Here is a 25,779-nt window from a genome sequence, read left to right as displayed (position 1 = left end):
CGGGCTGCGAAGCGGCCCTCACGGGCAGTCCTGCGGACACGCAACGCAGCCTCGTGCCTCGGCAGCTGCTACGGCTATTCGTCCAGAATTTGCAGGTAGAGCGCGCGGGACTGATACACTGCGCGACATTTTGTTTTGCAGGCCAGTCCCGTGACCACCATCGCCACCGCTTTTAATACTTTGCCGCTGTCCGCCGCCATGCTGGCTAACCTCGAATCCCTCGGTTATGCCCAGATGACGCCGATCCAGGCGCAAAGCTTGCCGGTGATCCTCAAGGGGATGGACCTGATCGCGCAGGCCAAGACCGGCAGCGGCAAGACTGCCGCCTTCGGTATCGGCCTGCTGAACCCGATCAATCCGCGCTTCTTCGGTTGCCAGGCGCTGGTCATTTGCCCGACTCGCGAGTTGGCTGACCAAGTCGCCAAGGAAATCCGTCGCCTGGCCCGTTCCGAAGACAACATCAAGGTCCTGACCCTGTGCGGCGGCGTGTCGTTCGGCCCGCAGATCGCTTCGCTGGAGCACGGCGCGCACATCATCGTCGGCACCCCGGGTCGCATCCAGCAGCACCTGCGCAAGGGTTCGCTGGTGCTCCACGGCCTGAATACGCTGATCCTCGACGAAGCCGACCGCATGCTCGACATGGGCTTCTATGATTCCATCGAAGAAATCATCGCCCAGACCCCGGAGCGCCGCCAGACCCTGCTGTTCTCCGCCACGTATCCGGTGGGCATCAAGCAACTGGCGTCGAAATTCATGCGCACCCCTCAGATCGTGAAGGCCGAGGCGTTCCACGACGATACGCAGATCGAGCAGCGCTTCTACGAAATATCTCCGGAAGAGCGCATGGACGCCGTGGTTAAAGTCCTCGCGCACTTCCGTCCAGCGTCCTGCGTTGCCTTCTGTTTCACCAAACAGCAGGTTCAGGAAACCGTTGACCACCTGACCTCCAAAGGCATCTCCGCCGTCGGCCTGCAGGGCGATCTGGAACAGCGCGACCGTGACCAGGTTTTGGCCATGTTCGCCAACCGCAGTACCTCGGTACTGGTCGCCACCGACGTCGCCGCTCGCGGTCTGGACATCGATGCGCTGGACATGGTGATCAACGTCGAGCTGGCCCGTGATTCGGAAATCCACATTCACCGCGTTGGCCGTACCGGGCGCGCCGGTGAAAAAGGCATTGCGATCAGCCTGGTCGCCCCGTCTGAAGCGCACCGCGCCCAAGCCATCGAGCAACTGCAGAAGTCGCCATTGAGCTGGGATCAGCTGGACAACCTCAAGTCCCAGGGCGGCGCACCGCTGCTGCCGGTCATGAGCACGCTGTGCATCGGCGCCGGCCGTAAAGACAAGGTTCGTCCAGGTGACATTCTGGGCGCACTGACGGGCGATGCCGGCATTCCGGGTGCCCAGGTCGGCAAGATCGCGATCTTCGATTTCCAGGCTTACGTGGCTGTAGAACGCGGGATCGCCAAACAAGCCTTGCAGCGCCTGAACGACGGCAAAATCAAAGGCCGTTCGTTGCGCGTTCGTATTCTGTAAGAACAACGCACTTCCCCTGTGGGAGCGAGCCTGCTCGCGATGGCGGACTGTCAAACAACATCTATGTTGAATGTGCAGGCCTCATCGCGAGCAGGCTCGCTCCCACAGTTAGTTTTGTGGTGACACATCAAGAGGACACCGTTTTGCGCTCTACCGAAGTCGTGATCATTGGCGCTGGCGCCGCAGGGTTGATGTGTGCGCTGACCGCCGCCGGGCGCGGGCGCAAGGTGATGTTGCTCGACCATGCGAACAAGGCCGGCAAGAAAATCCTGATGTCGGGCGGTGGCCGCTGCAATTTCACCAACATGTACACCGAACCAGGCAATTTCCTCTCGCAGAACGAGCACTTTTGCAAATCTGCACTGGCACGCTATACCCAGTGGGACTTCATCGGCATGGTCGCCAAACATGGCGTGCCGTACCACGAGAAAAAACTCGGCCAGTTGTTCTGCGATAACAAATCCAGCGACATCCTTGAGATGCTGCTTAACGAATGCGATCAGGTCGGCGTCAGCCTGCACCTGGACACCTCGATCCAGACCATCGAGAAGCTCGAAAGCGGTTACCTGCTGGACACCACGCTGGGCCAGATCACCTGCGAATCGTTGGTGATCGCCACGGGCGGTCTGTCGATTCCGACTTTGGGCGCCACCGGTTTCGGCTATCAGGTCGCCAGACAGTTCGGTCACGATTTACTGCCGACCCGCGCAGGTTTAGTGCCATTCACCATCACCGATCAGCTCAAGGAGCTTTGCACCGAGCTGTCCGGTACGTCGGTGGATTGCCTGGTGAGCTGCAACGATCAGAGTTTCCGCGAGAACATCCTGTTCACCCACCGCGGCCTCAGCGGCCCGGCAATCTTGCAGATTTCCTCGTTCTGGGAGTCCGGCGATACGGTAGAGATCAACCTGCTACCGGACCACGACGTGCCGAGCTGGCTGCAACAGCAGCAGGTCGAACGCCCGAACAGCGAGCTGAAGACCCTGCTTGGCGAGATCTTCACCAAGAAGATGGCCAACCTGCTGGCGGACAACTGGTTTGTTTCCAAACCGATGAAGCAGTATACCCACGCAGAAATTGCAGAGATCGCCGAAAAACTGGCGAGCTGGAACGTCGTGCCGGCCGGGACCGAAGGCTACCGCACTGCTGAAGTGACCCTCGGCGGTGTTGATACCCGTGAGGTTTCGTCCAAGACCATGGAATCGCTGAAAAGCCCTGGCCTGTATTTCATCGGAGAAGTACTCGACGTGACCGGGCATCTGGGCGGCTTCAACTTCCAGTGGGCCTGGGCCTCCGGCTACGCCGCCGCGCAGTACGTCTGACCCCATCGCGCCCCTGTAGGAGCTGTCGAGTGAAACGAGGCTGCGATCTTTTGATCTTAAAAAGCAAAGTCAAAAGATCGCAGCCTCGTTTCACTCGACAGCGCCTACAGGAATCGAATTTCAAAGTGGGTGGTTTGCACAGGGAAGGAACAGATTTTGCTGTCAGATGTGATCGGCGCCATTGCGTCGACGTCATTACTGGCTCAATTTAGCGTCATTGCCTCGGAAGGCCTTCGCACTTCATGCCATCGACCCCGTTTAGTCAGTCTCTGCGTCGCCTCTGGGCGCTGGATAAATTCAGCTACAGCGTGCGGGTGTTTATCGCCCTGACCGGCAGCATGGCGCTGTGTTGGTATCAGGATGAAATGGGGCTGCTGATCCCGTTGTTCCTCGGGATCATCGCCAGCGCCCTGGCCGAGACCGACGACAGTTGGCAGGGCCGCCTCAATTCACTGGCCGTGACGCTGGTGTGTTTCAGTATCGCCGCCCTCTCTGTCGAACTGCTGTTCCCCTACCCTATCCTCTTTGTCATCGCGCTGGCGCTGGCCAGTTTCGGCCTGACCATGCTCGGCGCCCTCGGCGAACGCTATGGCGCAATTGCCTCGGCGACGTTGATTTTGTCGGTCTACACCATGATTGGGGTAGACCAGCGCGGCGGCGCGGTGACTGATTTCTGGCACGAGCCGGTGCTGCTGGTGGCCGGTGCAGCCTGGTACGGCTTGCTCTCGGTGTTGTGGCAGGCGATGTTTTCCAACCAGCCGGTGCAGCAGAGCCTGGCGCGGTTGTTTCGTGAACTGGGCTTTTACCTGAAGCTGAAATCATCGCTGTTCGAGCCGATCCGGCAAATGGACGTGGAAGCGCGTCGCCTGGAACTGGCCCAACAGAATGGTCGGGTTGTCGCGGCGCTGAACGCGGCCAAGGAAATCATTCTGCACCGGGTCGGCAACGGTCGACCCGGTTCGAAGGTCAGCCGCTATCTCAAGTTGTACTTCCTCGCTCAGGACATCCACGAGCGCGCCAGTTCCTCGCACTACCCTTACAACGCCCTGGCCGACGCGTTCTTCCACAGCGACGTGCTGTTCCGCTGTCAGCGCCTGCTGCGCCAGCAAGGTAAAGCCTGCCGGGCACTGGCCGAATCGATCCAGATGCGCCAGCCGTTCATCTATGACGCGAGTTTCGCCGAAGCCCTCAGCGACCTGCATGCCTCCCTTGAGCACCTGCGCATCCAGAGCAACCCGGCCTGGCGCGGCCTGTTGCGATCGTTGCGAGCGCTGGCGGCCAACCTCGGCACCCTCGACCGCTTGCTCAGCGACGCCAGCAACCCCGACGCCCTGGCCGACGCCACCGACAGCAGCCTGCTCGACCGTTCGCCACGCAGCCTGAAGGATGTGTGGATACGCTTGCGCACGCAGCTGACGCCGACTTCGCTGCTGTTCCGCCACGCGCTGCGTTTGCCCCTGGCCTTGAGCATCGGCTACGGGATGGTGCATTTGATCCACCCGTCTCAGGGTTACTGGATCATCCTCACCACGCTGTTTGTCTGTCAGCCAAACTACGGCGCCACACGGCGCAAGCTCGGGCAGCGGATCATCGGCACCGCGATCGGCCTGACGGTGGCCTGGGCGCTGTTCGATCTGTTTCCGAACCCGTTGGTCCAGTCGTGCTTCGCGATCGCTGCCGGGGTGGTGTTCTTTATCAACCGCACCACTCGCTACACCCTGGCAACCGCCGCGATCACCCTGATGGTGCTGTTCTGCTTCAACCAGGTGGGCGATGGTTACGGGCTGTTCCTGCCACGGTTGTTCGATACCTTGCTCGGCAGCCTGATCGCCGGGCTGGCGGTGTTCCTCTTCCTGCCGGACTGGCAGGGCCGACGCCTGAACAAAGTGCTGGCGAACACACTGACCTGCAACAGCATTTACCTGCGCCAGATCATGCAGCAATACGCCGCCGGCAAAAGCGATGACCTGGCGTATCGCCTGGCCCGACGCAATGCGCACAACGCCGATGCCGCGCTGTCGACAACCCTGGCCAACATGCTGATGGAACCGGGGCATTTCCGTAAGGAAGCGGATGTCGGGTTCCGGTTCCTGGTGCTGTCGCACACGCTGCTCAGTTACTTGTCAGGGCTGGGCGCGCATAGGGAAACCCAGCTGCCACCGGATGTGCGCGAGCATTTGATCGACGGTGCCGGGGTGAAACTGGCCGCCAGCATCGACGAAATCGCCCAGGGGCTGGCGAGCAAACTGCCGATTGCGATTCAGAGTGATGAGGAAGAGGCGCTGGCCAATACGCTTGAGCAAATGCCCGATGAAATCGATGAAGGGCAGCGGTTGGTGCAGACGCAGTTGGCGTTGATCTGCCGGCAGCTTGGGCCGTTGCGCACGTTGGCGGCGCATCTGATCAAAGACACCAGCGAAACCTGAGATCGGTGGTGGCTGGACGGGCCTCTTCGCGAGCAGGCTCGCTCCCACATTGATCGCAGGCGCGATGAAGATCCACTGTGGGAGCGAGCCTGCTCGCGAAGGGGACGTCAGCCCCCCTGAAGATTCAGGATCAGCCTTACATCCCGTGCTGCTTCATCAACCGCTCATAACTCCCGTCAGCCTTCATCTCTGCAATCTCACGGTCGAAATTGGCCACGATCTGTTCATGCTGCGGATTTTTCAGGCTGACCAGAATGTGCAGGCTGTTCTCGCTCAGCGGCTTGGGCAGGAACTCCACGGCATTGCGCACCTTGGCGGATTCCCGGGCCAGGTAGTAGCGAGCGACGTATTCATCTTCCAGGGTCAGCTTGACCCGGTCGGCGGCGACCATGCGCACGGCCATGGCGAAGCTGTGCACCGGGACTTTCTGCAGCGATACGTCGTCATCGAACGCTGGCGAATAGGCATAACCGCGCACCACCGCAATCGGGTAAGTGTGCAATTGCTGCAGGTTATTGAATTCGATCGGCGCGTCCTTGCGCTTGAGAAAGCGCACGCGGTTGAGCAAGTACTCGCCGGAAAACTGGCCGAGTTTCGTGCGTTCGTCGGTGTACCAGGCGTTCACCAGCACGTCGTAACGCCCCTCGCCCACTCCCATCAAGGCGCGCGCCCAGGGCACCTGTTCAAAATCGCTGGCATAACCGGCCCGGGCCAGCGCGGTGCTGACGATGTCCGTGGCCAACCCGCCATTAGTCAGCGTGGCGTCGGTAAAGGGAGGCCAGGCATCGGCGACCAGCCGCAGCTTTTCCGCTGCCGCACTCTGAGTCAGCAACAGCAATCCAATCAAGGCAAAGGCTCGATGCAATCGCGGCATGCCAGAAATCCTTAGCGGGCGGGCTGCCCGACGTGTTTTCAGCCAAAACTCAAGGCCCTTTGTACCGGCATAACTCCGGTCTAACCTTAGCTCATTGAAGCCACTGCATAGCGCGTCATCGAAGATTACACAAAGAAGGCAACGCCGCGCGAAATGAATGATGGCATTTTGGCCTTTGTCACAGTTTTCTCTGCCATCAAGACATCTTTCGCAAGGGCGCTTAGTATCGGACAGACGTTGTTCAAGGAATGTGAAGATGACAATCGATTGGGTCTGCAAACACCATAGTGATCTGGGCAAAGAGCAGCTGTACGCTATTTTGCAGCTGCGCGCAGAGGTGTTCGTTGTCGAGCAGAAATGCGTTTATCAGGACGTTGATGGCCAGGATCTGGAAGGTGATACCTGCCATTTGATGGCCTGGGACGGGGATCGGCTGGTGGCGTACCTGCGGTTGCTCGACCCGGAGCTACAGGGTGGCGATGTGGTCATTGGGCGGGTGATTACCGCACCAGAGGCCCGCGGCAAGGGGCTGGGTCATGAGTTGATCAGTCAGGCGCTGAAGCAGGCTGAAAAACGCTGGCCTGAAGTACCGATCTATCTCTCGGCGCAGGCGCATTTGCAGGGGTATTACGGGCGGTACGGGTTTGTCGTGGCGGGCGAGGAGTATCTGGAGGATGACATTCCGCATATCGGGATGCGGCGTCCTTAAGGGCCCCATCGCGAGCAGGCTCGCTCCCACAGTGGATCTTCATCGCACCTGCGATCAATGTGGAAGCGAGCCTGCTCGCGATAGCGTCAGCTCAGTCAGCGCAGGAATCAGGGATATTCCAACACCGCTTTTATCTGCCGAAGATTGCGCTCGATCCACCCCCGATCAATCGCCCCCCACTCGCGAATCCGATAGCGCCCGGCATGATTTCGCGCGCCCTCTTCCTGCTCGAACTCGCAAACAATATCCAGATCCGCCAACGCCGCGATGGTGTCCTGCGCTGTGCGCCGAGGCATGCCGGTCACTTCGGTCAGCGCCGGGACGCTGCTGGCGATCCCGCTGTCGATCAGGTAGGCCACGTATAATCGGCGATAGAAGCTGCTCTTGGTTTTGCTTACGTCCATCTACGTGTTCCGATTAATTAGAAGATCAAAAGATCGCAGCCTTCGGCAGCTCCTACAGGGAGTGCACCTTCCAATGTGGAGCTGCCGAAGGCTGCGATCTTTCAGTGCATATCCCGCCACGTCAGGTACACCCGCAAATCGAACTCCACCTGGTGATACCCCGGCAACATGTGTTCGCACAGCTTGTAGAACGCTTTGTTGTGATCGGACTCTTTGAAGTGCGCCAGCTCATGCACCACGATCATTTTCAGAAACTCGGAGGGTGCGTCCTTGAACAACGACGCCACACGAATTTCTTTCTTGGCCTTGAACTTGCCGCCCTGCACCCGGGAGATCGTGGTGTGCAGACCGAGGGCGCGGTGGGTCAGGTCCAGACGGTTATCGAACAAGACCTTGTCGATGGCCGGGGCGTTGCGCAGGTATTCCTGCTTGAGGTCCAGCGCGTAGGCGTACAGCGCCTTGTCACTCTGCACGTCGTGCTTTTGCGGGTAACGCTGGCTCAGGTATTCGCCCAGCCGACCTTCGGTGATCAGCAAGCGCACCTGGTCCTGCAACGCAGCGGGGTAAGCCTGGAGGAATTTCAACGTCATCGGGGCGGCAACACACGTCACGAAAAGGTCGCCAGTGTAGCGAATTCAGCGGGTCAGCGCGCTCCAGTCGAACGGCTGCACAAAGTGGCCGGTGTCCTCGGCCATCATCGGCCTTGCGACCAGAAAACCTTGCACGTACTCGCAGCCATTGGCTTGCAGCCACTCGTATTGCGCAATGGTTTCCACCCCTTCGGCAATCACCAGCATCCCGTACTGCTTGCACAGGTCGATCACATTGCGCACCAGCGCCGCATCCCGTGCGGACTCCGGCAACCGGGCGATCAAATGCCGGTCGAGTTTCAGCGTGTCCAGCCCCAGATCCCGCAGATGAGACAGCGAACACGGCCCGGAACCGAAGTCATCCAGGGCCACCCGCACCCCCAGATTGCGTAGCAGGCGGAGCTGTTTACGGGTTTCCTCGGGGTTATGCATCAAGGCCTCTTCAGTGACCTCGACCTCCAGATGACGTGCGTGCAAGCCATGGCGCTCCAACACCTGGCGCAACTCGGTGACCAGGTTGGGCATCCCGAACTGCGTACTGCTCAAACTGACGCCCAGCACCAGGTCATCGGCAAACAACGTTTCCCAGGCTTTGCGCTGGCCCGCGCCGCGTTGATAGATCCAGCTGCCCAGACGACTGATCAACCGTGCCTCTTCCAGCAATGGCAGAAACAGCCCTGGCGGTACGTCGCCGACACTCGGGTGCTGCCAGCGCAACAGCGCTTCGAACCCGCGAATCTGCCCGCCGGCAATGGCCACCTGAGGCTGATACACCAAATTGAAATCACGGTTCTCGATGGCGGCGCGCACGCTTTCTTCGAGCATCAACCGCGAGCGTGCCCGGCCGTTCATTTCGTGATCGTAGAAGCGATATTGCTGACGGCCGGCGCGCTTGGCTTCGTACATGGCGATGTCGGACGCCCGCAGCAAACCGTCGAGATTGGAGCCGCAATCCGGGAATGTGGCGATGCCGATGCTGGCGCCCAATGCGATATCCAGACCGTCGATTTGCTGACAGATCGACACCCGTTCAATCAACTTCTCGGCAATTTTCGCCGCTTGCTCAGGAAATTCCAGGTCCAGCAATGCTGTGAACTCGTCGCCGCCCATGCGCGCCAGAATGTCGAACGGCCGCAGACAGGCCTTCAACTGCTCGGACACCCACCGCAGCACCCGGTCGCCGGCATCATGGCCCAGGGAGTCGTTGACCCGCTTGAAGCCGTCGAGATCGAGGTACAACAACACCCAGGCACTGTCGGACCGTTCGCCACGCAGCAGCAGGTTTTCCACCGTCTGGTAGAAGCCGCGACGGTTGAGCAGCCCGGTCAACGGGTCAGTGACCGCCTGAAACTCCAATTGCTGATGCAGATGACGCACCACCGACATGTCCAGCACCGTCACCACCATGGCATGTTGCTCGGCGGGCAAAGGCGCGCAAGACAGCGCCACGGGCACCTGCTGACCGGGCGCCGTGCGCAGCAACGCATCGTGCAGGCGCAGGGTTTCGCCGCGTTTGTAACCGGCCAGCAGTTCGGAATCGGCCCAGATCGGGATATGCGGCTTTTGCAGGAAGTCCAGAAACTCTTTGCCTTGCAGGTCCTGCACCGTGGCATTGAGCAGTCGCGACATCGCCGGGTTGGCAAAGCGGATCAGACCGTCCTCACTGACCACCAGGATGCCTTCGGCAGCGTTGTCCAGCACCGAGGCGTTGAACGCGCGAGCAACCTCCAGATCGTGGCTCAGGCGCTGCAACGCACGGCGATTACGCTGATGTTCAAGCAGTGCCTGGACTTTGGGTTTGAGGATTTGCGGGTCGAACGGTTTGAACAGGTAATCCACCGCACCACTGGCGTAGCCTTTGATCACGGCGTCCTGGGACTGCTCGTTGGCGGTGAGGAAAATAATGGGCGTAAGGCGGGTTCGCTGACTGCCGCGCATCAGGCGCGCCACTTCAAAACCGTCCATGCCCGGCATCTGCACATCCAGCAGCACCAGGTCGACATCATGCTCAAGTAACAGGCTCAGAGCCTCGAAGCCCGAGGCGGCGGTCATGACCTGCCAATCCTGGCGCTGCAACAATGCGCGCATGCTGATCAGGTTTTCAGGGTAATCATCGACGATTAAAAGGATCGAGCTGCCTTCGGCTGGCGTGGGGTGCGCGCATTCCATGCTGCTTCTCTTGTCGGGGCGTCAGGCCGGTTTCTTGTGAAAACCGGACAAATACTAAGCCCTCACTCTAGACCTGGATCCGTGAAAGCAGAAGGTGTCAGTACGCCATCATTTAACCAAAGAGTTCATTTGCCGACTAACGGTCGCCTCTACAGCCCGCTAAAAACGGGAGAGATGGCCTTTTAACAGGATTTTGACGTCATCCATCTGTCAGACAGACGTTAACAAAGTTGCCTTCTACGCTTATAAAGACTGCCCTACAAGGCGCGTGCTAGAGCTTCTGGTACGTCCGTGCTGCAAAAATCCGTGGAAGCTTTTGCCTATGATCGATCTAGCAACCTGGAACCTCAGTGTTCCTGTCGGCAATCCGCCGTACACCGTTGACACTCCAAAACTGGTGAAAGGCTTCAAGGATCAATACTTCCACTCCGACACCGGCACCTTGTTTTTCTGGTCCCCCGTGACCGGTACCCGCACTGAAAACGCGAAATATCCCCGCACCGAACTGCGGGAAACCTACAGCAACGGCACGTTGAAAAACTGGCTCTACCCGGATGCCGACAACTCCTTGCGTGCCACCCTGGCCGTGAACCAGGTACCGAGCTCGGGCAAGATCGTCATCGGGCAGATCCACGCCTATGAAAGCCAGAAGCCCATGGTGAAGCTCGAGTATCAATACAAGACCTCGACGCAATCGGGCAACATCGTTGCCAAAGTCCGCATGCGCCCCGATGACGGCGAAGGCCGGGTCATCACCATCGCCACCGGGGTAAAGCTAGACCGGGAGTTTTCCTACCTCATCCACCTGAGCCCGGGCGGAGCGTTGGGCATCAGCGCTGCCGGTTACCAGTGGGATACCGACATCAGCAAGACCTGGCGCGACAAGCCGTTGTACTTCAAGGCCGGGGTGTATGTGCAGGACCACACCGGGTACACCAGCGAAGGCGGGAAAGTGACGTTTACCAAGCTGGATATTGATCACGATAAGTAACCAAATCGTGTCAACCGCAGAAAAGATCGCAGCCTGCGGCAGCTCCTACATTGGATCGCGTACATCTGTAGGAGCTGCCGAAGGCTGCGATCTTTTGATCCACAAAAAACCCGCCTCTCGGCGGGTCTTTTTATGCAACTCAAACGCGGAAGGCTTAGTTGACCTTGGCGTTCAACTCACCTTTCAGGTAACGCTGATACATCGCTTCCAACGAAATCGGCTTGATCTTCGAAGCGTTGCCGGCAGTACCGAAGGCTTCGTAACGAGCGATACACACGTCACGCATCGCAGTCACGGTCGCGCCGAAGAACTTACGCGGATCAAACTCGCTCGGGTTGGTGGCCATCAGGCGACGCATCGCACCGGTGGATGCCAGGCGCAGGTCGGTGTCGATGTTGACCTTGCGCACGCCGTGCTTGATGCCTTCGACGATTTCCTCAACCGGTACGCCGTAGGTTTCTTTGATGTCGCCGCCGTACTGGTTGATGATCGCCAGCCAGTCTTGTGGAACCGAAGACGAACCGTGCATCACCAGGTGAGTGTTCGGGATGCGTTTGTGGATCTCTTTGATGCGGTCGATGGCCAGCACGTCGCCGGTTGGCGGCTTGGTGAACTTGTACGCGCCGTGGCTGGTGCCGATGGCGATGGCCAGGGCGTCGACCTGAGTGCGCTTGACGAAGTCAGCGGCTTCTTCCGGGTCGGTCAGCATTTGGCTGTGATCCAGAACGCCTTCGGCGCCGATGCCGTCTTCTTCACCGGCCATGCCGGTTTCCAGCGAACCCAGGCAGCCCAGCTCGCCTTCTACCGATACGCCGCAGGCGTGAGCCATGGCCACGGTTTGTTGGGTTACGCGGATGTTGTAGTCATAGTCGGTCGGGGTCTTGCCGTCTTCGCCCAGGGAACCGTCCATCATCACCGAGCTGAAGCCCAGTTGAATGGAGCGCTGGCAGACGTCAGGGCTGGTGCCGTGGTCCTGGTGCATGCACACCGGGATGTGCGGGAATTCTTCGATCGCCGCCAGGATAAGGTGACGCAGGAACGGCGCGCCGGCGTATTTGCGAGCACCGGCCGAAGCCTGGACGATCACCGGGGAGTCAGTCTTGTCAGCGGCTTCCATGATGGCGCGCATCTGCTCAAGGTTGTTGACGTTGAAGGCTGGAACGCCGTAGCCGAACTCGGCTGCGTGGTCCAGCATCTGGCGCATGCTGATAAGTGCCATTGTGTGTGTCTCTCCCGGTTGAGGGTCGTTAATCGTGCCAGCCTGCCGTAGCGGCGGCGGCTATTCAAGTTATTGCAGATCGGGGGTTGGTCCCGGCTGCGAATTCGGTCTTACAAAAATCTTAAGAACTACACAGTCCCTGTGGGAGCGAGCCTGCTCGCGAAAGCGGTTTTGCAGTCAACAGTGCGGTGACTGTCAGACCGCTTTCGCGAGCAGGCTCGCTCCCACATTAGGTCCGTGGTGTGTCAATTACTGCGCTTTACAACCGCGGCCGATCAAATCATTGGTGGCGACCCAGTACACCAGGCCTTCCTCACCTTTTACGTGAAACGCCAGCATGTCGTTGCTGTACAGCGAACCTTCAGCGCCTGGCTCAAGCTTTAAACGATAGACCTGATCGGCACCGCCCAGGCGAACGTCGACTTCCTTGCGGCTGTCGTCGATGTAGCGCCAGAGCACTTTGGCCTGGCTGTCGCAGGTCCAGGTGGTCCAACTGTCCGTCGATTCGGCTGGCTTGAACAGGTTGAAATTCGAGCAACCTGCCAGCAGTGCCAGCGCCGTAATGGCGATAAAACCTTTCATCCGTGTTCCTCGACTGACAGCGCACGCCGCCAGCCCTGAGTAAAGAGTCAGACCCGTCAAGGGCAGCCATGTTCCTTGGCGGGTGTCTGTGTCTCGTATTTGTCCAGGCCATCAGGCCCGGAACGCTTGTTGATCACCGGGTTGGTTTCGGCTTGCCAGTCGGCCTGGTAGCAGCCTTTTTCCACCGATTGCGGCGCGGGCTCCGGCGTGGCCTTCGGGTTACTCCCGCAAGCCGCCAGCGAACTCGCAACGATCAACAACGCTAGCGTCCTGACCATATGAACACTCCTTTGCCTGGTCAAATCAGCGACCTCAGGCCTTGGCCCGGCTTTCCAGGACTTCAACGGCCGGCAATACCTTGCCTTCGACGAATTCAAGGAACGCGCCGCCGCCGGTAGAAATGTAGGAGATCTGATCAGCAACGCCATATTTATCGATGGCCGCCAGGGTGTCGCCGCCGCCCGCGATGGAGAACGCCGAGCTTTCCGCGATGGCCTGGGCCAGGACTTTGGTGCCGTTACCGAACTGGTCGAATTCGAACACGCCCACCGGGCCGTTCCACAAAATGGTCTTGGACGACTTCAGCAGCTCGGCGAAATTCGCCGCGGTCTGCGGGCCGATGTCCAGAATCATGTCGTCTGCCGCCACATCGGCGATCAGCTTGACGGTGGCGGTCGCGCTTTCAGCGAATTCCTTGGCAACGACAACGTCGACCGGCAACGGCACGCTGACCTTGGCGGCGATTTCGCGAGCGGTGTCCAGCAGGTCCGGTTCGTACAGGGACTTGCCGACCGGGTGACCGGCAGCTGCAAGGAAGGTGTTGGCAATGCCGCCGCCGACGATCAGCTGGTTGCAGATCTGGCTCAGGCTGTTCAGTACGTCGAGTTTGGTGGAAACCTTGGAGCCGGCAACGATGGCAGCCATTGGCTGAGCCGGGGCGCCGAGGGCCTTGCCCAGTGCGTCCAGTTCGGCGGCCAGCAGCGGGCCTGCGGCAGCGACTTTGGCGAACTTGGCCACGCCGTGGGTCGAACCCTCGGCGCGGTGAGCGGTGCCGAAGGCGTCCATCACGAACACGTCGCACAGGGCGGCGTATTGCTGGGCCAGTTCGTCAGCGTTCTTTTTCTCGCCCTTGTTGAAGCGCACGTTTTCGAACAGCACGATGTCGCCGGCTTTCACGTCGACGCCATTCAGGTAATCGGACACCAGCGGCACTTCTCGGCCCAGAGCCTTGCTCAGGTAGTCAGCGACCGGTTTGAGGCTGTTCTCGGCCGAGAACTCGCCTTCGGTCGGACGGCCAAGGTGCGAGCAGACCATCACGGCCGCGCCTTTTTCCAGGGCCAGCTTGATGGTCGGCAGCGAAGCCAGGATTCGCGCATCGCTGGTGACTACACCGTCCTTGACTGGGACATTGAGGTCTTCGCGGATCAGTACGCGCTTACCTTGCAGATCGAGGTCGGTCATCTTCAACACGGTCATGGGTCGCATTTCCTGAATAGATGTTCTTAGAGAGCAGGTTTTGTTGGAGTCGCTGTTTGCAGATAGTGTTCTGCAACATCCAGCATTCGGTTGGCAAAACCCCATTCGTTGTCGAACCAGGCCAGGATGTTCACCAGCCGTGGGCCGGAAACTCGAGTCTGACTGGCATCGACGATGGCCGAATGTGGGTCATGGTTGAAATCACAACTGGCGTGAGGCAACTCGGTGTAGGCCAGCAGGCCTTTGAGCGGGCCAGTGGTGGCGGCCTCGCGCAGTATCCGATTGACCTCGGTGGCGTCGGTGTCGCTCACGGTCTGCATCGTAATGTCGAGGCAAGACACGTTAACCGTCGGCACCCGCACGGCTTTGGCCTGAATTCGACCGGCAAGTTCCGGCAACAGGCGTTCAATACCTCGCGCCAGACCAGTGGACACCGGAATTACCGACTGGAACGCCGAACGGGTGCGGCGCAGGTCTTCGTGGTGATAGGCGTCGATCACCGGCTGGTCGTTCATCGCCGAGTGAATGGTGGTAATCGACACGTATTCCAGACCAATGGCCTGATCCAGCAGGCGCAACAGCGGCACGCCGCAGTTGGTGGTGCAGGAGGCGTTGGACACCAGCAACTCGTCGCCGGTCAGGCAATCCTGGTTCACGCCGTAGACGATAGTGGCGTCGACATCCGCCTCGCTGGCCATCGGCTGGGAAAACAGCACCCGTGGTGCGCCGGCGTCGAGGAAACGCTGACCGTCTTCACGGGTGTGATAAGCGCCGGAGCACTCCAGCACCAGATCGACGTCCAGCGACGCCCAATCGATGCCTTCGGGGGTGGCACTGCGCAGGACCTTCACGCAGTCGCCATTAATATGCAGACAATCGCCATCGACCCTCACTTCGCCAGGAAAGCGCCCGTGAGTGGAGTCAAAGCGTGTCAGGTATTCGATGCTGGCCATGTCAGCCAGATCGTTGATCGCAACAATTTCAAACCCGGCCTTCGCCCCTCGCTCGAACAAAGCACGCAAGACGCAACGACCAATCCGGCCGTAGCCGTTGAGTGCAACTTTGTAGGGACGCGGTTGAGGCATGGGGTTCTCGATAGACGCAGGCAGACGAATTCTCGTTAACAACACACTTCCCCTGTAGGAGCTGTCGAGTGAAACGAGGCTGCGATCTTTTGATCTTGATCTTAAAAAATCAAAAGATCGCAGCCTCGTTTCACTCGACAGCTCCTACAAAGGACCGCGGCAGCCGGGGGCCGCCGCGTTGTGCTTTAGTCTTCCAGCAACTCTTCAGCCTGACCCAGGATGTTTTCCAGGGTGAAGCCGAACTCTTCGAACAAGGCTGGCGCAGGCGCCGACTCGCCATAGGTGGTCATGCCGATGACGCGGCCTTCCAGGCCCACGTACTTGTACCAGTAGTCCGCGTGAGCGGCTTCGATGGCGATCCGGGCGCTGACCTGCAACGGCAGAACCGCTTGTTTGTAGTCGGCATCCTGGGCATCGAACACGCTGGTGCAAGGCATCGACACCACACGCACCTTGCGACCCTGTTCGGTCAGCTTGTCGTAGGCCTGAACCGCCAGGCCGACTTCGGAACCGGTGGAGATCAGGATCAGCTCCGGCTCGCCGGCGCAGTCCTTCAGCACGTAACCGCCACGCGCGATCTCTTCGATCTGAATCGCGTTGCGGGTTTGGTGCTGCAGGTTCTGTCGCGAGAAGATCAAGGCCGAAGGACCGTCGTTACGCTCCAGGGCGAACTTCCAGGCCACGGCCGACTCAACAGCATCAGCCGGACGCCAGGTGTCGAGGTTCGGCGTGCTGCGCAGGCTGGTCAGTTGCTCGATCGGCTGGTGCGTCGGGCCGTCTTCGCCCAGACCGATGGAGTCGTGGGTGTAGACGAACAGCACGCGCTGCTTCATCAGCGACGCCATGCGCACGGCGTTGCGCGCGTACTCCATGAACATCAGGAAGGTCGCGCCGTACGGCACCAGACCGCCATGCAACGCCACGCCGTTCATGATCGCGCTCATGCCGAACTCGCGAACGCCGTAGTACATGTAGTTGCCGCTGGCGTCTTCGGCGGTGACACCTTTGCAACCTTTCCACAGGGTCAGGTTGGAACCGGCCAGGTCAGCGGAGCCGCCCAGTAGTTCCGGCAACAACGGGCCGTAGGCGTTCAGCGCGTTCTGGCTGGCTTTACGGCTGGCGATGGTTTCGCCCCTGGCCGCCACTTCCGCGATATAAGCCGAGGCTTTTTCCGCGAAGTCTTCCGGCAGCTCGCCGCTCAGACGACGAATCAGCTCGTTGGCCAGCTCCGGGAAGGCTGCGGAGTAGGCCGCGAAACGCTGATCCCATTCAGCTTCGGTGGCGCGCCCGGTTTCCTTGGCGTCCCACTCGGCATAGATGTCGGCCGGGATTTCGAACGGGCCGTGGTTCCATTTCAGCGCAGCGCGGGTCAGGGCGATTTCCGCGTCACCCAGCGGGGCGCCGTGGCAGTCTTCCTTGCCTTGCTTGTTCGGCGAACCGAAGCCGATGGTGGTCTTGCAGCAGATCAGCGTCGGTTGCTCGCTTTTGCGCGCGGTCTCGATCGCGATCTTGATCTCTTCCGGGTCATGCCCATCGACGTTGCGGATCACCTGCCAGTTGTAGGCTTCGAAACGCTTCGGCGTGTCATCGGTGAACCAGCCTTCGACTTCGCCGTCGATGGAGATGCCGTTGTCATCGTAGAAGGCGATCAGTTTGCCCAAGCCCAAGGTACCGGCCAGGGAGCCGACCTCGTGGGAAATGCCTTCCATCATGCAGCCATCACCGAGGAACACGTAGGTGTGGTGATCGACCACGTTGTGGCCGGGACGGTTGAACTGCGCCGCCAGGACTTTTTCTGCCAGGGCAAAGCCCACGGCGTTGGCCAGGCCCTGGCCCAGGGGTCCGGTGGTGGTTTCAACGCCAGGGGTGTAGCCGAATTCCGGGTGACCGGGAGTACGGCTGTGCAGCTGGCGGAAGTTTTTCAGGTCATCGATCGACAGGTCGTAGCCGGTCAGGTGCAGCAGCGAGTAGATCAGCATCGAGCCGTGACCGTTGGACAGCACGAAGCGGTCACGGTCGGCGAACGATGGATTGCTCGGGTTGTGCTTCAGGTAGTCACGCCAAAGTACTTCGGCGATATCCGCCATACCCATAGGGGCACCGGGATGGCCGCTGTTGGCTTTTTGCACGGCATCCATGCTGAGGGCACGAATGGCGTTGGCACGCTCACGACGGCTGGGCATCGCTGTTCTCCTGCGGATATTGAATCGAGAGTGAATAAAACGAAACGGAAAAAAGGCGAGCATTTTCCCTCACCCACCCGCCTCGGGGCAATGACAGATAGTCATCTGAGGCAGTTTTTCCAATGGATAACAGCGTATTCGACTGATGAAACCTTTCCGCTGTTCGTTTGTTGACTAAACCTAACGCCGAGAAGTGCCATCTATCGACCAATATCAAAACTTTTTGATATTGCTCTTGCGATGCATTCTGAGCGTCACTAGACTGCTGGCCTTATGAATTTACGTGCGCCTTCCATTCAACCTGACGACTGCGACGAGCTGTCGGCCCTTTGCAAGGCCGCTGGCGATTCTCTGCGTCTGAATGTATTGCGCGCGCTGGCCAACGATTCGTTTGGCGTGCTGGAACTGGCGCAGATCTTCGGCATCGGCCAGTCAGGCATGAGTCATCACCTCAAGGTATTGGCCCAGGCCGATCTGGTGGCGACCCGCCGTGAGGGCAACGCGATTTTTTACCGTCGCGCCCTGCCCCACACCGACCTGCCGGGCGGCAAGTTGCATGCCGCGCTGCTGGAAGAAGTGGACAACCTGACTCTGCCTGCCGACGTGCAGTCGCGGATCGGCCAAGTCCATGGGCAACGGGCGGCGGCCAGTCAGGACTTTTTCTCACGGGTCGCGGAGAAGTTTCGCGCCCAGCAAGATTTGATCGCCGGCCTGCCGCAATACCGCGAAAGCGTCGTCGCGCTGCTCGACAAGCTGAGTTTCAGCGAAGGCGCCACAGCCATCGAAGTCGGCCCCGGGGACGGTGAATTTCTCCCGGAACTGGCGCGCCGCTTCACCCAGGTCACGGCACTGGACAACAGCCCGGCGATGCTCGAACTGGCGCGCCAGGTCTGCGAACGTGAAACGCTGGCTAACGTCAGCCTGCAACTGGCCGATGCATTGAATGGTGTAAGCCTTCAGGCCGATTGCGTTGTACTGAACATGGTGCTGCACCATTTTGCCGCGCCGGCCGAAGCGCTCAAGCACATGGCCGACTTGCTGCAACCGGGCGGTAGCCTGCTCGTGACAGAGTTATGTAGCCACAACCAGAGTTGGGCCAGGGAGGCCTGCGGTGATCTCTGGCTGGGGTTTGAACAGGATGATCTGGCCCGTTGGGCCACCGCTGCGGGACTCGCGCCCGGGGAAAGCCTCTATGTAGGCTTACGTAATGGTTTCCAGATTCAGGTCCGCCATTTTCAGCGACCGGCTGGCGACACTCACCATCGGTAAATTCAGGAAAAAATCGAGATGAGCGAATACTCCCTCTTCACCTCCGAGTCCGTGTCCGAAGGGCATCCGGACAAAATCGCCGACCAGATTTCCGATGCGGTGCTGGACGCCATCATTGCTGAAGACAAGTTCGCCCGTGTGGCGTGCGAAACGCTGGTAAAAACCGGCGTGGCAATCATCGCGGGTGAAGTCACCACGTCGGCCTGGGTCGACCTGGAAGAGATCGTGCGTAACGTCATTCTGGACATCGGCTACAACAGCTCCGATGTCGGCTTCGACGGTGCCACTTGCGGCGTGATGAACATCATCGGCAAGCAGTCCCCTGACATCAACCAGGGCGTTGACCGTGCAAAACCTGAAGACCAGGGCGCCGGCGACCAGGGCCTGATGTTCGGCTACGCCAGCAACGAAACCGACGTGCTGATGCCAGCACCGATCACCTTCTCGCACCAACTGGTTCAACGCCAGGCCGAAGCCCGTAAATCCGGCCTGCTGCCTTGGCTGCGCCCAGACGCCAAGTCGCAAGTGACTTGCCGTTACGAAGGCGGCAAGGTGGTCGGTATCGACGCCGTTGTACTGTCGACCCAGCACAACCCTGACGTGTCCTACAAAGACCTGCGCGAAGGCGTGATGGAACTGATCGTCAAGCATGTATTGCCTGCCGAGCTGCTGTCCAAGGACACCCAGTTCCACATCAACCCGACCGGCCAGTTCATCATCGGCGGCCCGGTGGGCGACTGCGGCCTGACCGGTCGCAAGATCATCGTCGACAGCTATGGCGGCATGGCCCGTCACGGCGGCGGCGCGTTCTCCGGTAAAGATCCATCGAAGGTTGACCGTTCGGCCGCCTACGCCGGTCGTTACGTCGCCAAGAACATCGTGGCTGCCGGCCTGGCCGAGCGTTGCGAGATCCAGGTTTCCTACGCCATTGGTGTTGCTCAGCCTACGTCGATCTCGCTGAACACCTTCGGCACCGGCAAGATCAGCGACGACAAAATCGTCAAACTGGTCCGCGAAATATTTGACCTGCGTCCATACGCAATCACCACCATGCTCGACCTGCTGCACCCTATGTACCAGGAGACCGCTGCGTACGGCCACTTCGGTCGCACTCCGGCAACCAAGACTGTGGGCGACGATACTTTCACCACCTTCACCTGGGAAAAAACCGACCGCGCCGACGACCTGCGTTCGGCTGCCGGCCTGTAAGACTTCCCCGGCGGTACCAAAAGCCCCGCACGGTTCGCCGTGCGGGGCTTTTTCATGGGGCAAGATCAAAAGATCGCAGCCTTCGGCAGCTCCTACTGGTGTGCGCCGAGCCTATGTAGGAGCTGCCGAAGGTTCGGGGCGCGTTCGGAAGATCTTTTGATCTTCCCGCCTCGAAATACGCAGAAAAACAACCAAGGTCGCAATGTCCGAAAACTGACTAGCCTTGAAGTATCTCCCTGAGCAAGGACGCTCACGATGCTCCCCAACCTGCGCCTGTTTTTCGGTTTCCTGCTGATCTTTGCTTGCCTGACCGCCAACGCTGGCGAGTGTCCCGAGTGGCCAGCCACGCGTGCCCTGAACGAAATCACCGCACTGCAAAATCAAATTGATCTCTGGGACGACAGCTATCATCGCCAAGGCCGCTCATTGGTCGCCGATGAACTCTACGATCAGTCCCGCGCCCGACTGACCGAATGGCGCAACTGCTTCGACTCAGGCCCGTCCGCAGACCCCTTGCGCACCGTAGGCGGCACGATCCCCCACCCCATCGCCCATACTGGCCTGGAAAAGCTCCACGAAGGTCGGGCCGTCGAAGCCTGGTTAAAGGGCCGGAGCGATGTCTGGGTTCAGCCCAAGGTCGATGGCGTGGCGGTGACGCTGATCTACCGCAAAGGCCTGCTGACTCAGGCAATCAGTCGCGGGGACGGCGTAAACGGCCAGGACTGGACCGCTTCGGCACGCCAGATCCCTGCCATCCCCCAACAACTGCCACAACCACTGGAGTTGCTGCTGCAAGGTGAACTCTATTGGCGCGTGACCGACCACGTACAAGCCCAGGCCGGTAGCCTCAATGCTCGCGCCACAGTGGCCGGCTTGATGGCCCGCAAGGCATTGAACACCGAACAAGCCGCCGGGATTGGCCTGTTTGTCTGGGACTGGCCCCTAGGCCCGGCCAGTTTGTCCACCCGCGTGGCGGTTCTGGATGAGTTGGGTTTTCCCGGCACCGCGCCGTACAGCCAGCCGATCAAGGCGTTCGTCGACGCTGAACGCTGGCGCGAGCACTGGTATCGCTCCCCTCTGCCCTTTGTCAGCGATGGCATCGTCCTGCGTCAGGATCAACGCCCATCCTCCGAACGCTGGCAGGCCAAACCACCTTATTGGAGCGTCGCCTGGAAGTATCCTTTTGCCCAGGCATTGGCTGAGGTGCGCAAGGTCCACTTCAAGATTGGGCGGACTGGGCGGATCACCCCGGTGCTGGAACTGACGCCGGTGATGCTCGATGACCGGCAGATCAAGCGCGTCAGTGTCAACTCCCTACAACGCTGGGAAGCGCTGGACATCCGACCCGGCGATCAGGTGGCCATCAGCCTGGCGGGGCTGACCATTCCCAGGCTCGACGGCGTCGTGTCGCGCAGTACCGAACGATCCGAGTTGAAGGTGCCGCTGGCAGCGGACTTTCATCACTTGAGCTGTTGGCAACCGACACCGGGATGCGAAAGTCAATTTCTGGGCCGCCTGACCTGGCTCAGTGGCAAGCAGGGGCTGGCCTTGCCCCATGTCGGCCCCGGCACTTGGGAGAAACTTCTCGCAACAGGCCACCTGAACGGCCTGCTGGATTGGTTAACCCTCGATGCGCAAGAGCTTGCTAACATTGATGGCCTCGGCGAACGCAGCAGTGCTCGTCTTTTGAACAGTTTCAGCATCGCCCGGCAACGCCCCTTCGCTCATTGGCTCAAAGCCCTGGGTTTACCGCCGACCGGCCAGGCACGCCTCGCCGATTCATGGCAGGAACTGGCGCAACGAAATACCGAACAATGGCAGGCCGAAGCAGGTATCGGCCCGGGACGCGCGGCGCAATTGAGCGCATTTTTCCGCGACCCGCAGGTCCTGGCCTTGAGCGAAACATTACGAATGGCGGGGATTGACGGTTTTTAACGGTCGATGATGCCCGCCAAACCGGGAACCCAATGCTACCGACGGGCTCAAAAAGTCCATCGCGACATCGACCCGACTGCCTTTTCACATGGAGCTTTTATGAAATTTCTTGCACCACTCGCCCTGTTGACCCTTTGCAGCGCGATGGCCGCTCCCCTGATGGCCGCCGAAGAAGCTCCTGGTCTGACCGGCTGCGCAGCCAAGAAGCAGGGCATCATCAATCAGATCGAACTGGCCAAGGCCCACGGCAATGCCGATCAGCAGGCTGGTCTGGAAACGGCACTGAGCGAAGTCACCGCCCATTGCACCGACGCCTCCCTGAAGAAAGAACGGGAAAACAAGGTGCTCGATGCCAAGCATGACGTCAGCAAGCGTCAGGCCGACCTCGACAAGGCGATGAAAAAAGGCGACGCCGAGAAGATCAACAAGCGCAAAGACAAACTCGCCGAGTCCCGCAAGGAATTGCAGGACGCACTCGATGAGTTGGATAAGTAAGCGTTAATTTAAGAATCAAAAGATCGTCCGAACGCGGCCCGAACCTTCGGCAGCTCCTACAAGGAGTACGCATGACATGTAGGAGCTGCCGAAGGCTGCGATCCTTTAAAAATCAGTGATCCCGAAATTCTTTATGGCAAGCACTGCAAGCATCCTCGACTTTCTGCACTGCCGGCCCCAGGTTGCTGGCCTTGTAGGGTTGAACCTTGCTGGCAATTACCAGGTCACCGGTAGCGGCTTCAAGGGTGCGGGCCATTTCCTGAAAGCGTGCCTGCTTCTGCCAGACATCGTCCCTGGCGCTGGTGTGATCGTCTTCGCGTGCCTGCGGGAAATGTTTCCACGGCTCACGGGACAGCGCATCGAGCTTCACTGCGTCGTCAGCGAATTTCGGACCGTCGAACGGAATGCGGCCACGCAACATGCCGCCCAGGTCTTCGCCGGTCTTGAGCATCTGCTTGAAGATCGCCTTGCGCTGGCCCAACGGCGAGTTGGGGTCGACACCTCCGCAGGCGGACACGGCCAGACAGGCCAGTAATACAACGGAAAGTCTTTTAAGAGTCATGGTGGCTTCAGGTCACTGGAAACGGCGGCCAGTATCCTCGCGTCACCGGCAAAGACCAATACCCCTATTATCAATACGGGTTGTATGAGCGCATGGAGCACTCAGGCAACCGGCAAAGGAATTACTCCATGAACAGCCGTTTCAAGGCATGGCGTCACAGCCTGGCCTGGACCCTTCCGATGGTGGCCGTGCTTGCGGGCTGCACCGGCGGCGAGACCAGCAAACCGAAAACCCATGCGCTGGCGACCTACTCCAGCGCCACGTGGGAAGCACTTCCGACCGTGTCCGACAACGACCTCGTCGCCGGCTTCGGCTCGTGGCGCAGCGCCTGTACCCGACTCAAGGCCGATCCGGTCTGGGGCGCAACATGCGCAGCTGCCGCCAACGTACCGCAAACCGCCAACGACATTCGCGGCTTCCTCAAACAGAATCTTGATGTCTACGGCCTGCGCGCAGCCAATGACAACCCCAACGGCCTGATCACCGGCTATTACGAACCCGTCTACCCCGGCAGCCTGACCCAGACAGAAGCGGCAAACATCCCGGTGTACGGCGTTCCGGAAGACATGATCATCGTCTCACTGGACAGCATCTACCCGGAACTCAAAGGCAAACGCCTGCGCGGACGCCTGGAAGGTCGCGTGCTCAAGCCTTACGACGATGCCGCAACGATCGAGACCAAAGGGGTCAAGGCACCGGTGGTGGCCTGGCTGACCGATCCGATGAACCTGCAATTCCTGCAAATCCAGGGTTCGGGGCGCATCCAGCTCGACAGTGGCCGCCAGTTGCGTATTGCCTACGCCGACCAGAACGGCCACCCGTACCGACCGATCGGCCGCTGGCTGGTGGAGCAAGGCGAGCTGAAAAAGGAGGACGTGACCATGGGCGCCATCAGCACCTGGGCCAAGGCCAATCCGTCGCGCATTCCGGAACTGCTCGGCAGCAACCCCAGCTATGTATTTTTCACCCGTAATCCGGACAGCAACGAAGGACCTCGCGGCTCGTTGAACGTACCGCTGACCGCCGGCTATAGCGCCGCAGTGGACCGTAAAGTGATTCCGTTGGGCAGCTTGTTGTGGTTATCCACCACTAAGCCCGACGGCACGGCACTGGTTCGCCCGGTGGCCGCTCAGGACACCGGCGGCGCGATTGCCGGCGAAGTTCGGGCGGATCTGTTCTGGGGCACCGGTGAGGCCGCAGGGCAACTGGCCGGCGACATGAAACAGCAAGGGCAAATCTGGATGCTCTGGCCTAAAGGCGCGGCACTGCCGCAAGTGCCGCAGGTGGCCGACACGCTTTAAAAAGCAAAAGATCGCAGGCTTCGCCAGCTCCTACAGGGATCAATGTTCACCTGCGATATTGCGGCGGACACAGGTCAATGTAGGAGCTGGCGAAGCCTGCGATCTTTTGATCTTGATCTCAGACCGACACAAAAAAGAACGCAGCAATCAACCCCATACCAATCGCCCACATCACCGACCGCAAAACCGCCCAATCCGCCAGATAGCAAATGATGTACAGCAGCCGACTGGTGATGAACAACACCGACAGCACATTGATCGTCACCAACTCGGCGTTGCCGGCGAGGTGCGCAACAATCACCGCTGCCGCAAACGCAGGTGTCACTTCGAAGCCGTTCAATTGGGCGGCATTAGCACGCCTGGCCACCCCTTCGAGTGAATCCAGAAACGCTCGCGGATCATGATTCTGTTTCAACCCGAACTTGCCATTGCTGAATTTGGCGACGCCCGTGCACAGGTACGGCAGGCAGATCGCGATCAAAATGCACCACAGAGCAACCGTCATAAAGCAGTCCCTTCTTCAAGTTGTAGAGAGTCGAGGTCCATCAAGGGGTGGTCAAAACTTCATCACCAGCATGCCGATCAACACCAGCCCACAGGCTAAGAGCCGTGGTCTGCCGAAAGGTTCTTTCAAGTAACACATGCCGAATAGCACCACCAAAATCACGCTGATCTCACGCAATGCCGCCGCTTCGGCAATCGACCCCAGCTGCATCGCCCATAGCACCAGAGCGTAGCTGAACAACACGCAAAACCCGACGGTCAACCCCAGCCGCCACTGCTCTCTCCAGAACAACATGAATGCCATCCGCTTGCGCACCAACGCCAACAACGGGAACGGCCAGGCACTGAGCAACGTGACCCAGACCAGGTAATCCAGCGGATGGGACCAGCGCCGTAAAGCCTGGCCATCGATGAAGGTGTAGCAACCGATGCACAGGCCGATCAACGCCACCACCGGCAGCATCGACCACGGCAGACGCGCCCCGCCACCGCCCTGCCAGAGCAGGCACAGCATGCCGAACGGGATCAGCAGAATCCCGAAGATCTGCTGGTGGGTCAGCACTTCCCCGGCAAAGATCAGCGTCAGCGCCAGCACTACCAGAGGCGACAAGCCACGCATCAGCGGATAAACCAGGCCAAGGTCGCCAACCCGGTACGCCTGAATCAACAGATAGCGGTAAAGCAACTCGAACGCTGCAGACGCCAGAATCCACGGCCAGATTTCAATCGGCGGCAACGCCACGAACGACAGCATCAGGGCGACAAAGAGCATCGCCACGCTGTCCATGCAGGCCACCACCAGCAGCCGTTCGGCGCTGAATTTGATCAGGGTATTCCACGCCGCGTGCAAAAGCGCAGCCACCAGCACCAAAGCCGTCGCAAGCACGGCACACTCCTTGTTTTTGCCCCACCCTCCCCAAGTAGGAGCTGCCGCAGGC

23 protein-coding genes are annotated in these 25,779 nt (G+C 59.8%); 10 read left to right on the top strand and 13 right to left on the bottom strand.

Annotated elements, in window-relative coordinates:
* Positions 1-198: 198 nt before the first annotated feature.
* The 3 genes from dbpA to yccS all read left to right on the top strand — a co-directional run bounded on the left by dbpA (position 199) and on the right by yccS (position 5,284).
* On the top strand, positions 199-1,536 hold the full coding sequence (gene dbpA / locus ACYZUD_RS26070) for an ATP-dependent RNA helicase DbpA (protein ID WP_462025116.1): 1,338 nt from the start codon (positions 199-201) through the stop codon (positions 1,534-1,536).
* A gap of 143 nt (positions 1,537-1,679) precedes the next feature.
* Positions 1,680-2,858, top strand: coding sequence for a BaiN/RdsA family NAD(P)/FAD-dependent oxidoreductase (locus tag ACYZUD_RS26065; RefSeq protein WP_462020785.1), 1,179 nt, complete (start codon positions 1,680-1,682; stop codon positions 2,856-2,858).
* Between the two features lie 242 nt (positions 2,859-3,100).
* Complete coding sequence (gene yccS, locus ACYZUD_RS26060; RefSeq protein WP_462020784.1) at positions 3,101-5,284, top strand: YccS family putative transporter; 2,184 nt, start codon at positions 3,101-3,103, stop codon at positions 5,282-5,284.
* Positions 5,285-5,420: 136 nt separating this feature from the next.
* On the opposite strand, the gene ACYZUD_RS26055 is transcribed toward yccS, so the two are convergent.
* Positions 5,421-6,158, bottom strand: a complete 738-nt coding sequence (locus ACYZUD_RS26055; RefSeq protein WP_462020783.1) for a substrate-binding periplasmic protein — start codon at positions 6,156-6,158, stop codon at positions 5,421-5,423.
* Between the two features lie 256 nt (positions 6,159-6,414).
* On the opposite strand from ACYZUD_RS26055, the gene ACYZUD_RS26050 reads away from it, so the two are divergent.
* Positions 6,415-6,867, top strand: coding sequence for a GNAT family N-acetyltransferase (locus tag ACYZUD_RS26050; RefSeq protein WP_462020782.1), 453 nt, complete (start codon positions 6,415-6,417; stop codon positions 6,865-6,867).
* A gap of 107 nt (positions 6,868-6,974) precedes the next feature.
* On the opposite strand, the gene ACYZUD_RS26045 is transcribed toward ACYZUD_RS26050, so the two are convergent.
* The 3 genes from ACYZUD_RS26045 to ACYZUD_RS26035 form a co-directional block, all read right to left on the bottom strand.
* Positions 6,975-7,271: a winged helix-turn-helix domain-containing protein gene (locus tag ACYZUD_RS26045; protein ID WP_462020781.1), complete on the bottom strand. Its 297-nt coding sequence runs from the start codon at positions 7,269-7,271 to the stop codon at positions 6,975-6,977.
* Positions 7,272-7,372: 101 nt separating this feature from the next.
* Positions 7,373-7,861 carry a M48 metallopeptidase family protein gene (locus ACYZUD_RS26040; RefSeq protein ID WP_462020780.1) on the bottom strand — a complete coding sequence of 163 codons (489 nt, stop codon included), beginning with the start codon at positions 7,859-7,861 and terminating at the stop codon, positions 7,373-7,375.
* A 45-nt stretch (positions 7,862-7,906) separates the two neighbouring features.
* Positions 7,907-10,030: a putative bifunctional diguanylate cyclase/phosphodiesterase gene (locus ACYZUD_RS26035; protein ID WP_462020779.1), complete on the bottom strand. Its 2,124-nt coding sequence runs from the start codon at positions 10,028-10,030 to the stop codon at positions 7,907-7,909.
* A gap of 322 nt (positions 10,031-10,352) precedes the next feature.
* Between ACYZUD_RS26035 and ACYZUD_RS26030 the strand changes: the two genes are divergently transcribed.
* Complete coding sequence (locus ACYZUD_RS26030) at positions 10,353-11,021, top strand: polysaccharide lyase family 7 protein (RefSeq protein WP_462020778.1); 669 nt, start codon at positions 10,353-10,355, stop codon at positions 11,019-11,021.
* 154 nt (positions 11,022-11,175) lie between these two features.
* Here the strand turns inward: ACYZUD_RS26030 and fba are convergent, their stop codons facing one another.
* The 6 genes from fba to tkt all read right to left on the bottom strand — a co-directional run bounded on the left by fba (position 11,176) and on the right by tkt (position 17,566).
* On the bottom strand, positions 11,176-12,240 hold the full coding sequence (fba, locus tag ACYZUD_RS26025; protein WP_054044249.1) for a class II fructose-bisphosphate aldolase: 1,065 nt from the start codon (positions 12,238-12,240) through the stop codon (positions 11,176-11,178).
* 249 nt (positions 12,241-12,489) lie between these two features.
* Complete coding sequence (locus ACYZUD_RS26020) at positions 12,490-12,822, bottom strand: MliC family protein (RefSeq protein WP_462020777.1); 333 nt, start codon at positions 12,820-12,822, stop codon at positions 12,490-12,492.
* A 56-nt stretch (positions 12,823-12,878) separates the two neighbouring features.
* On the bottom strand, positions 12,879-13,100 hold the full coding sequence (locus ACYZUD_RS26015; protein ID WP_462020776.1) for a hypothetical protein: 222 nt from the start codon (positions 13,098-13,100) through the stop codon (positions 12,879-12,881).
* Positions 13,101-13,134: 34 nt separating this feature from the next.
* Complete coding sequence (locus ACYZUD_RS26010) at positions 13,135-14,298, bottom strand: phosphoglycerate kinase (RefSeq protein ID WP_462020775.1); 1,164 nt, start codon at positions 14,296-14,298, stop codon at positions 13,135-13,137.
* A gap of 26 nt (positions 14,299-14,324) precedes the next feature.
* Positions 14,325-15,383: an erythrose-4-phosphate dehydrogenase gene (epd, locus tag ACYZUD_RS26005; RefSeq protein WP_462020774.1), complete on the bottom strand. Its 1,059-nt coding sequence runs from the start codon at positions 15,381-15,383 to the stop codon at positions 14,325-14,327.
* A gap of 185 nt (positions 15,384-15,568) precedes the next feature.
* A complete protein-coding gene (gene tkt / locus ACYZUD_RS26000) occupies positions 15,569-17,566 on the bottom strand; it encodes a transketolase (RefSeq protein ID WP_462020773.1) in 1,998 nt (665 codons plus the stop codon).
* 273 nt (positions 17,567-17,839) lie between these two features.
* Here tkt and ACYZUD_RS25995 point away from each other — a divergent pair, with 273 nt between their 5' ends.
* From ACYZUD_RS25995 to ACYZUD_RS25980, 4 genes are all read left to right on the top strand, one after another.
* Complete coding sequence (locus ACYZUD_RS25995) at positions 17,840-18,835, top strand: ArsR/SmtB family transcription factor (RefSeq protein ID WP_462020772.1); 996 nt, start codon at positions 17,840-17,842, stop codon at positions 18,833-18,835.
* 18 nt (positions 18,836-18,853) lie between these two features.
* A complete protein-coding gene (gene metK, locus ACYZUD_RS25990; RefSeq protein ID WP_462020771.1) occupies positions 18,854-20,044 on the top strand; it encodes a methionine adenosyltransferase in 1,191 nt (396 codons plus the stop codon).
* A 255-nt stretch (positions 20,045-20,299) separates the two neighbouring features.
* Positions 20,300-21,979 carry an NAD-dependent DNA ligase LigB gene (gene ligB / locus ACYZUD_RS25985; RefSeq protein WP_462020770.1) on the top strand — a complete coding sequence of 560 codons (1,680 nt, stop codon included), beginning with the start codon at positions 20,300-20,302 and terminating at the stop codon, positions 21,977-21,979.
* A gap of 99 nt (positions 21,980-22,078) precedes the next feature.
* Complete coding sequence (locus ACYZUD_RS25980; RefSeq protein WP_462020769.1) at positions 22,079-22,474, top strand: DUF1090 domain-containing protein; 396 nt, start codon at positions 22,079-22,081, stop codon at positions 22,472-22,474.
* Between the two features lie 112 nt (positions 22,475-22,586).
* Here the strand turns inward: ACYZUD_RS25980 and ACYZUD_RS25975 are convergent, their stop codons facing one another.
* Positions 22,587-23,036, bottom strand: coding sequence for a c-type cytochrome (locus tag ACYZUD_RS25975; RefSeq protein WP_462020768.1), 450 nt, complete (start codon positions 23,034-23,036; stop codon positions 22,587-22,589).
* Positions 23,037-23,164: 128 nt separating this feature from the next.
* On the opposite strand from ACYZUD_RS25975, the gene mltA reads away from it, so the two are divergent.
* On the top strand, positions 23,165-24,337 hold the full coding sequence (gene mltA / locus ACYZUD_RS25970) for a murein transglycosylase A (protein ID WP_462020767.1): 1,173 nt from the start codon (positions 23,165-23,167) through the stop codon (positions 24,335-24,337).
* Between the two features lie 118 nt (positions 24,338-24,455).
* On the opposite strand, the gene ACYZUD_RS25965 is transcribed toward mltA, so the two are convergent.
* Both ACYZUD_RS25965 and ACYZUD_RS25960 read right to left on the bottom strand, forming a co-directional pair.
* Entirely contained in the window at positions 24,456-24,842 is a 387-nt protein-coding gene (locus ACYZUD_RS25965) for an MAPEG family protein (RefSeq protein ID WP_462020766.1), read from the bottom strand.
* Between the two features lie 51 nt (positions 24,843-24,893).
* A complete protein-coding gene (locus ACYZUD_RS25960; RefSeq protein WP_462020765.1) occupies positions 24,894-25,727 on the bottom strand; it encodes an EamA family transporter in 834 nt (277 codons plus the stop codon).
* Positions 25,728-25,779 lie beyond the last annotated feature (52 nt).

Source organism: Pseudomonas sp. XS1P51 (assembly GCF_054897845.1).
This window is presented reverse-complemented; position numbering and strand designations above follow the sequence as displayed.

Excerpts from the sequence above, each read along its gene's own strand:
- dbpA (WP_462025116.1), top strand. The coding sequence starts at position 199 with ATGCTGGCTAACCTCGAATCCCTCGGTTATGCCCAGATGACGCCGATC.
- yccS (WP_462020784.1), top strand. The coding sequence starts at position 3,101 with ATGCCATCGACCCCGTTTAGTCAGTCTCTGCGTCGCCTCTGGGCGCTG.
- ACYZUD_RS26055 (WP_462020783.1), bottom strand. The coding sequence starts at position 6,158 with ATGCCGCGATTGCATCGAGCCTTTGCCTTGATTGGATTGCTGTTGCTG.
- ACYZUD_RS26050 (WP_462020782.1), top strand. The coding sequence starts at position 6,415 with ATGACAATCGATTGGGTCTGCAAACACCATAGTGATCTGGGCAAAGAG.
- ACYZUD_RS26045 (WP_462020781.1), bottom strand. The coding sequence starts at position 7,271 with ATGGACGTAAGCAAAACCAAGAGCAGCTTCTATCGCCGATTATACGTG.
- ACYZUD_RS26040 (WP_462020780.1), bottom strand. The coding sequence starts at position 7,861 with ATGACGTTGAAATTCCTCCAGGCTTACCCCGCTGCGTTGCAGGACCAG.
- ACYZUD_RS26035 (WP_462020779.1), bottom strand. The coding sequence starts at position 10,030 with ATGGAATGCGCGCACCCCACGCCAGCCGAAGGCAGCTCGATCCTTTTA.
- ACYZUD_RS26030 (WP_462020778.1), top strand. The coding sequence starts at position 10,353 with ATGATCGATCTAGCAACCTGGAACCTCAGTGTTCCTGTCGGCAATCCG.
- fba (WP_054044249.1), bottom strand. The coding sequence starts at position 12,240 with ATGGCACTTATCAGCATGCGCCAGATGCTGGACCACGCAGCCGAGTTC.
- ACYZUD_RS26020 (WP_462020777.1), bottom strand. The coding sequence starts at position 12,822 with ATGAAAGGTTTTATCGCCATTACGGCGCTGGCACTGCTGGCAGGTTGC.
- ACYZUD_RS26015 (WP_462020776.1), bottom strand. The coding sequence starts at position 13,100 with ATGGTCAGGACGCTAGCGTTGTTGATCGTTGCGAGTTCGCTGGCGGCT.
- ACYZUD_RS26010 (WP_462020775.1), bottom strand. The coding sequence starts at position 14,298 with ATGACCGTGTTGAAGATGACCGACCTCGATCTGCAAGGTAAGCGCGTA.
- epd (WP_462020774.1), bottom strand. The coding sequence starts at position 15,383 with ATGCCTCAACCGCGTCCCTACAAAGTTGCACTCAACGGCTACGGCCGG.
- tkt (WP_462020773.1), bottom strand. The coding sequence starts at position 17,566 with ATGCCCAGCCGTCGTGAGCGTGCCAACGCCATTCGTGCCCTCAGCATG.
- ACYZUD_RS25995 (WP_462020772.1), top strand. The coding sequence starts at position 17,840 with ATGAATTTACGTGCGCCTTCCATTCAACCTGACGACTGCGACGAGCTG.
- metK (WP_462020771.1), top strand. The coding sequence starts at position 18,854 with ATGAGCGAATACTCCCTCTTCACCTCCGAGTCCGTGTCCGAAGGGCAT.
- ligB (WP_462020770.1), top strand. The coding sequence starts at position 20,300 with ATGCTCCCCAACCTGCGCCTGTTTTTCGGTTTCCTGCTGATCTTTGCT.
- ACYZUD_RS25980 (WP_462020769.1), top strand. The coding sequence starts at position 22,079 with ATGAAATTTCTTGCACCACTCGCCCTGTTGACCCTTTGCAGCGCGATG.
- ACYZUD_RS25975 (WP_462020768.1), bottom strand. The coding sequence starts at position 23,036 with ATGACTCTTAAAAGACTTTCCGTTGTATTACTGGCCTGTCTGGCCGTG.
- mltA (WP_462020767.1), top strand. The coding sequence starts at position 23,165 with ATGAACAGCCGTTTCAAGGCATGGCGTCACAGCCTGGCCTGGACCCTT.
- ACYZUD_RS25965 (WP_462020766.1), bottom strand. The coding sequence starts at position 24,842 with ATGACGGTTGCTCTGTGGTGCATTTTGATCGCGATCTGCCTGCCGTAC.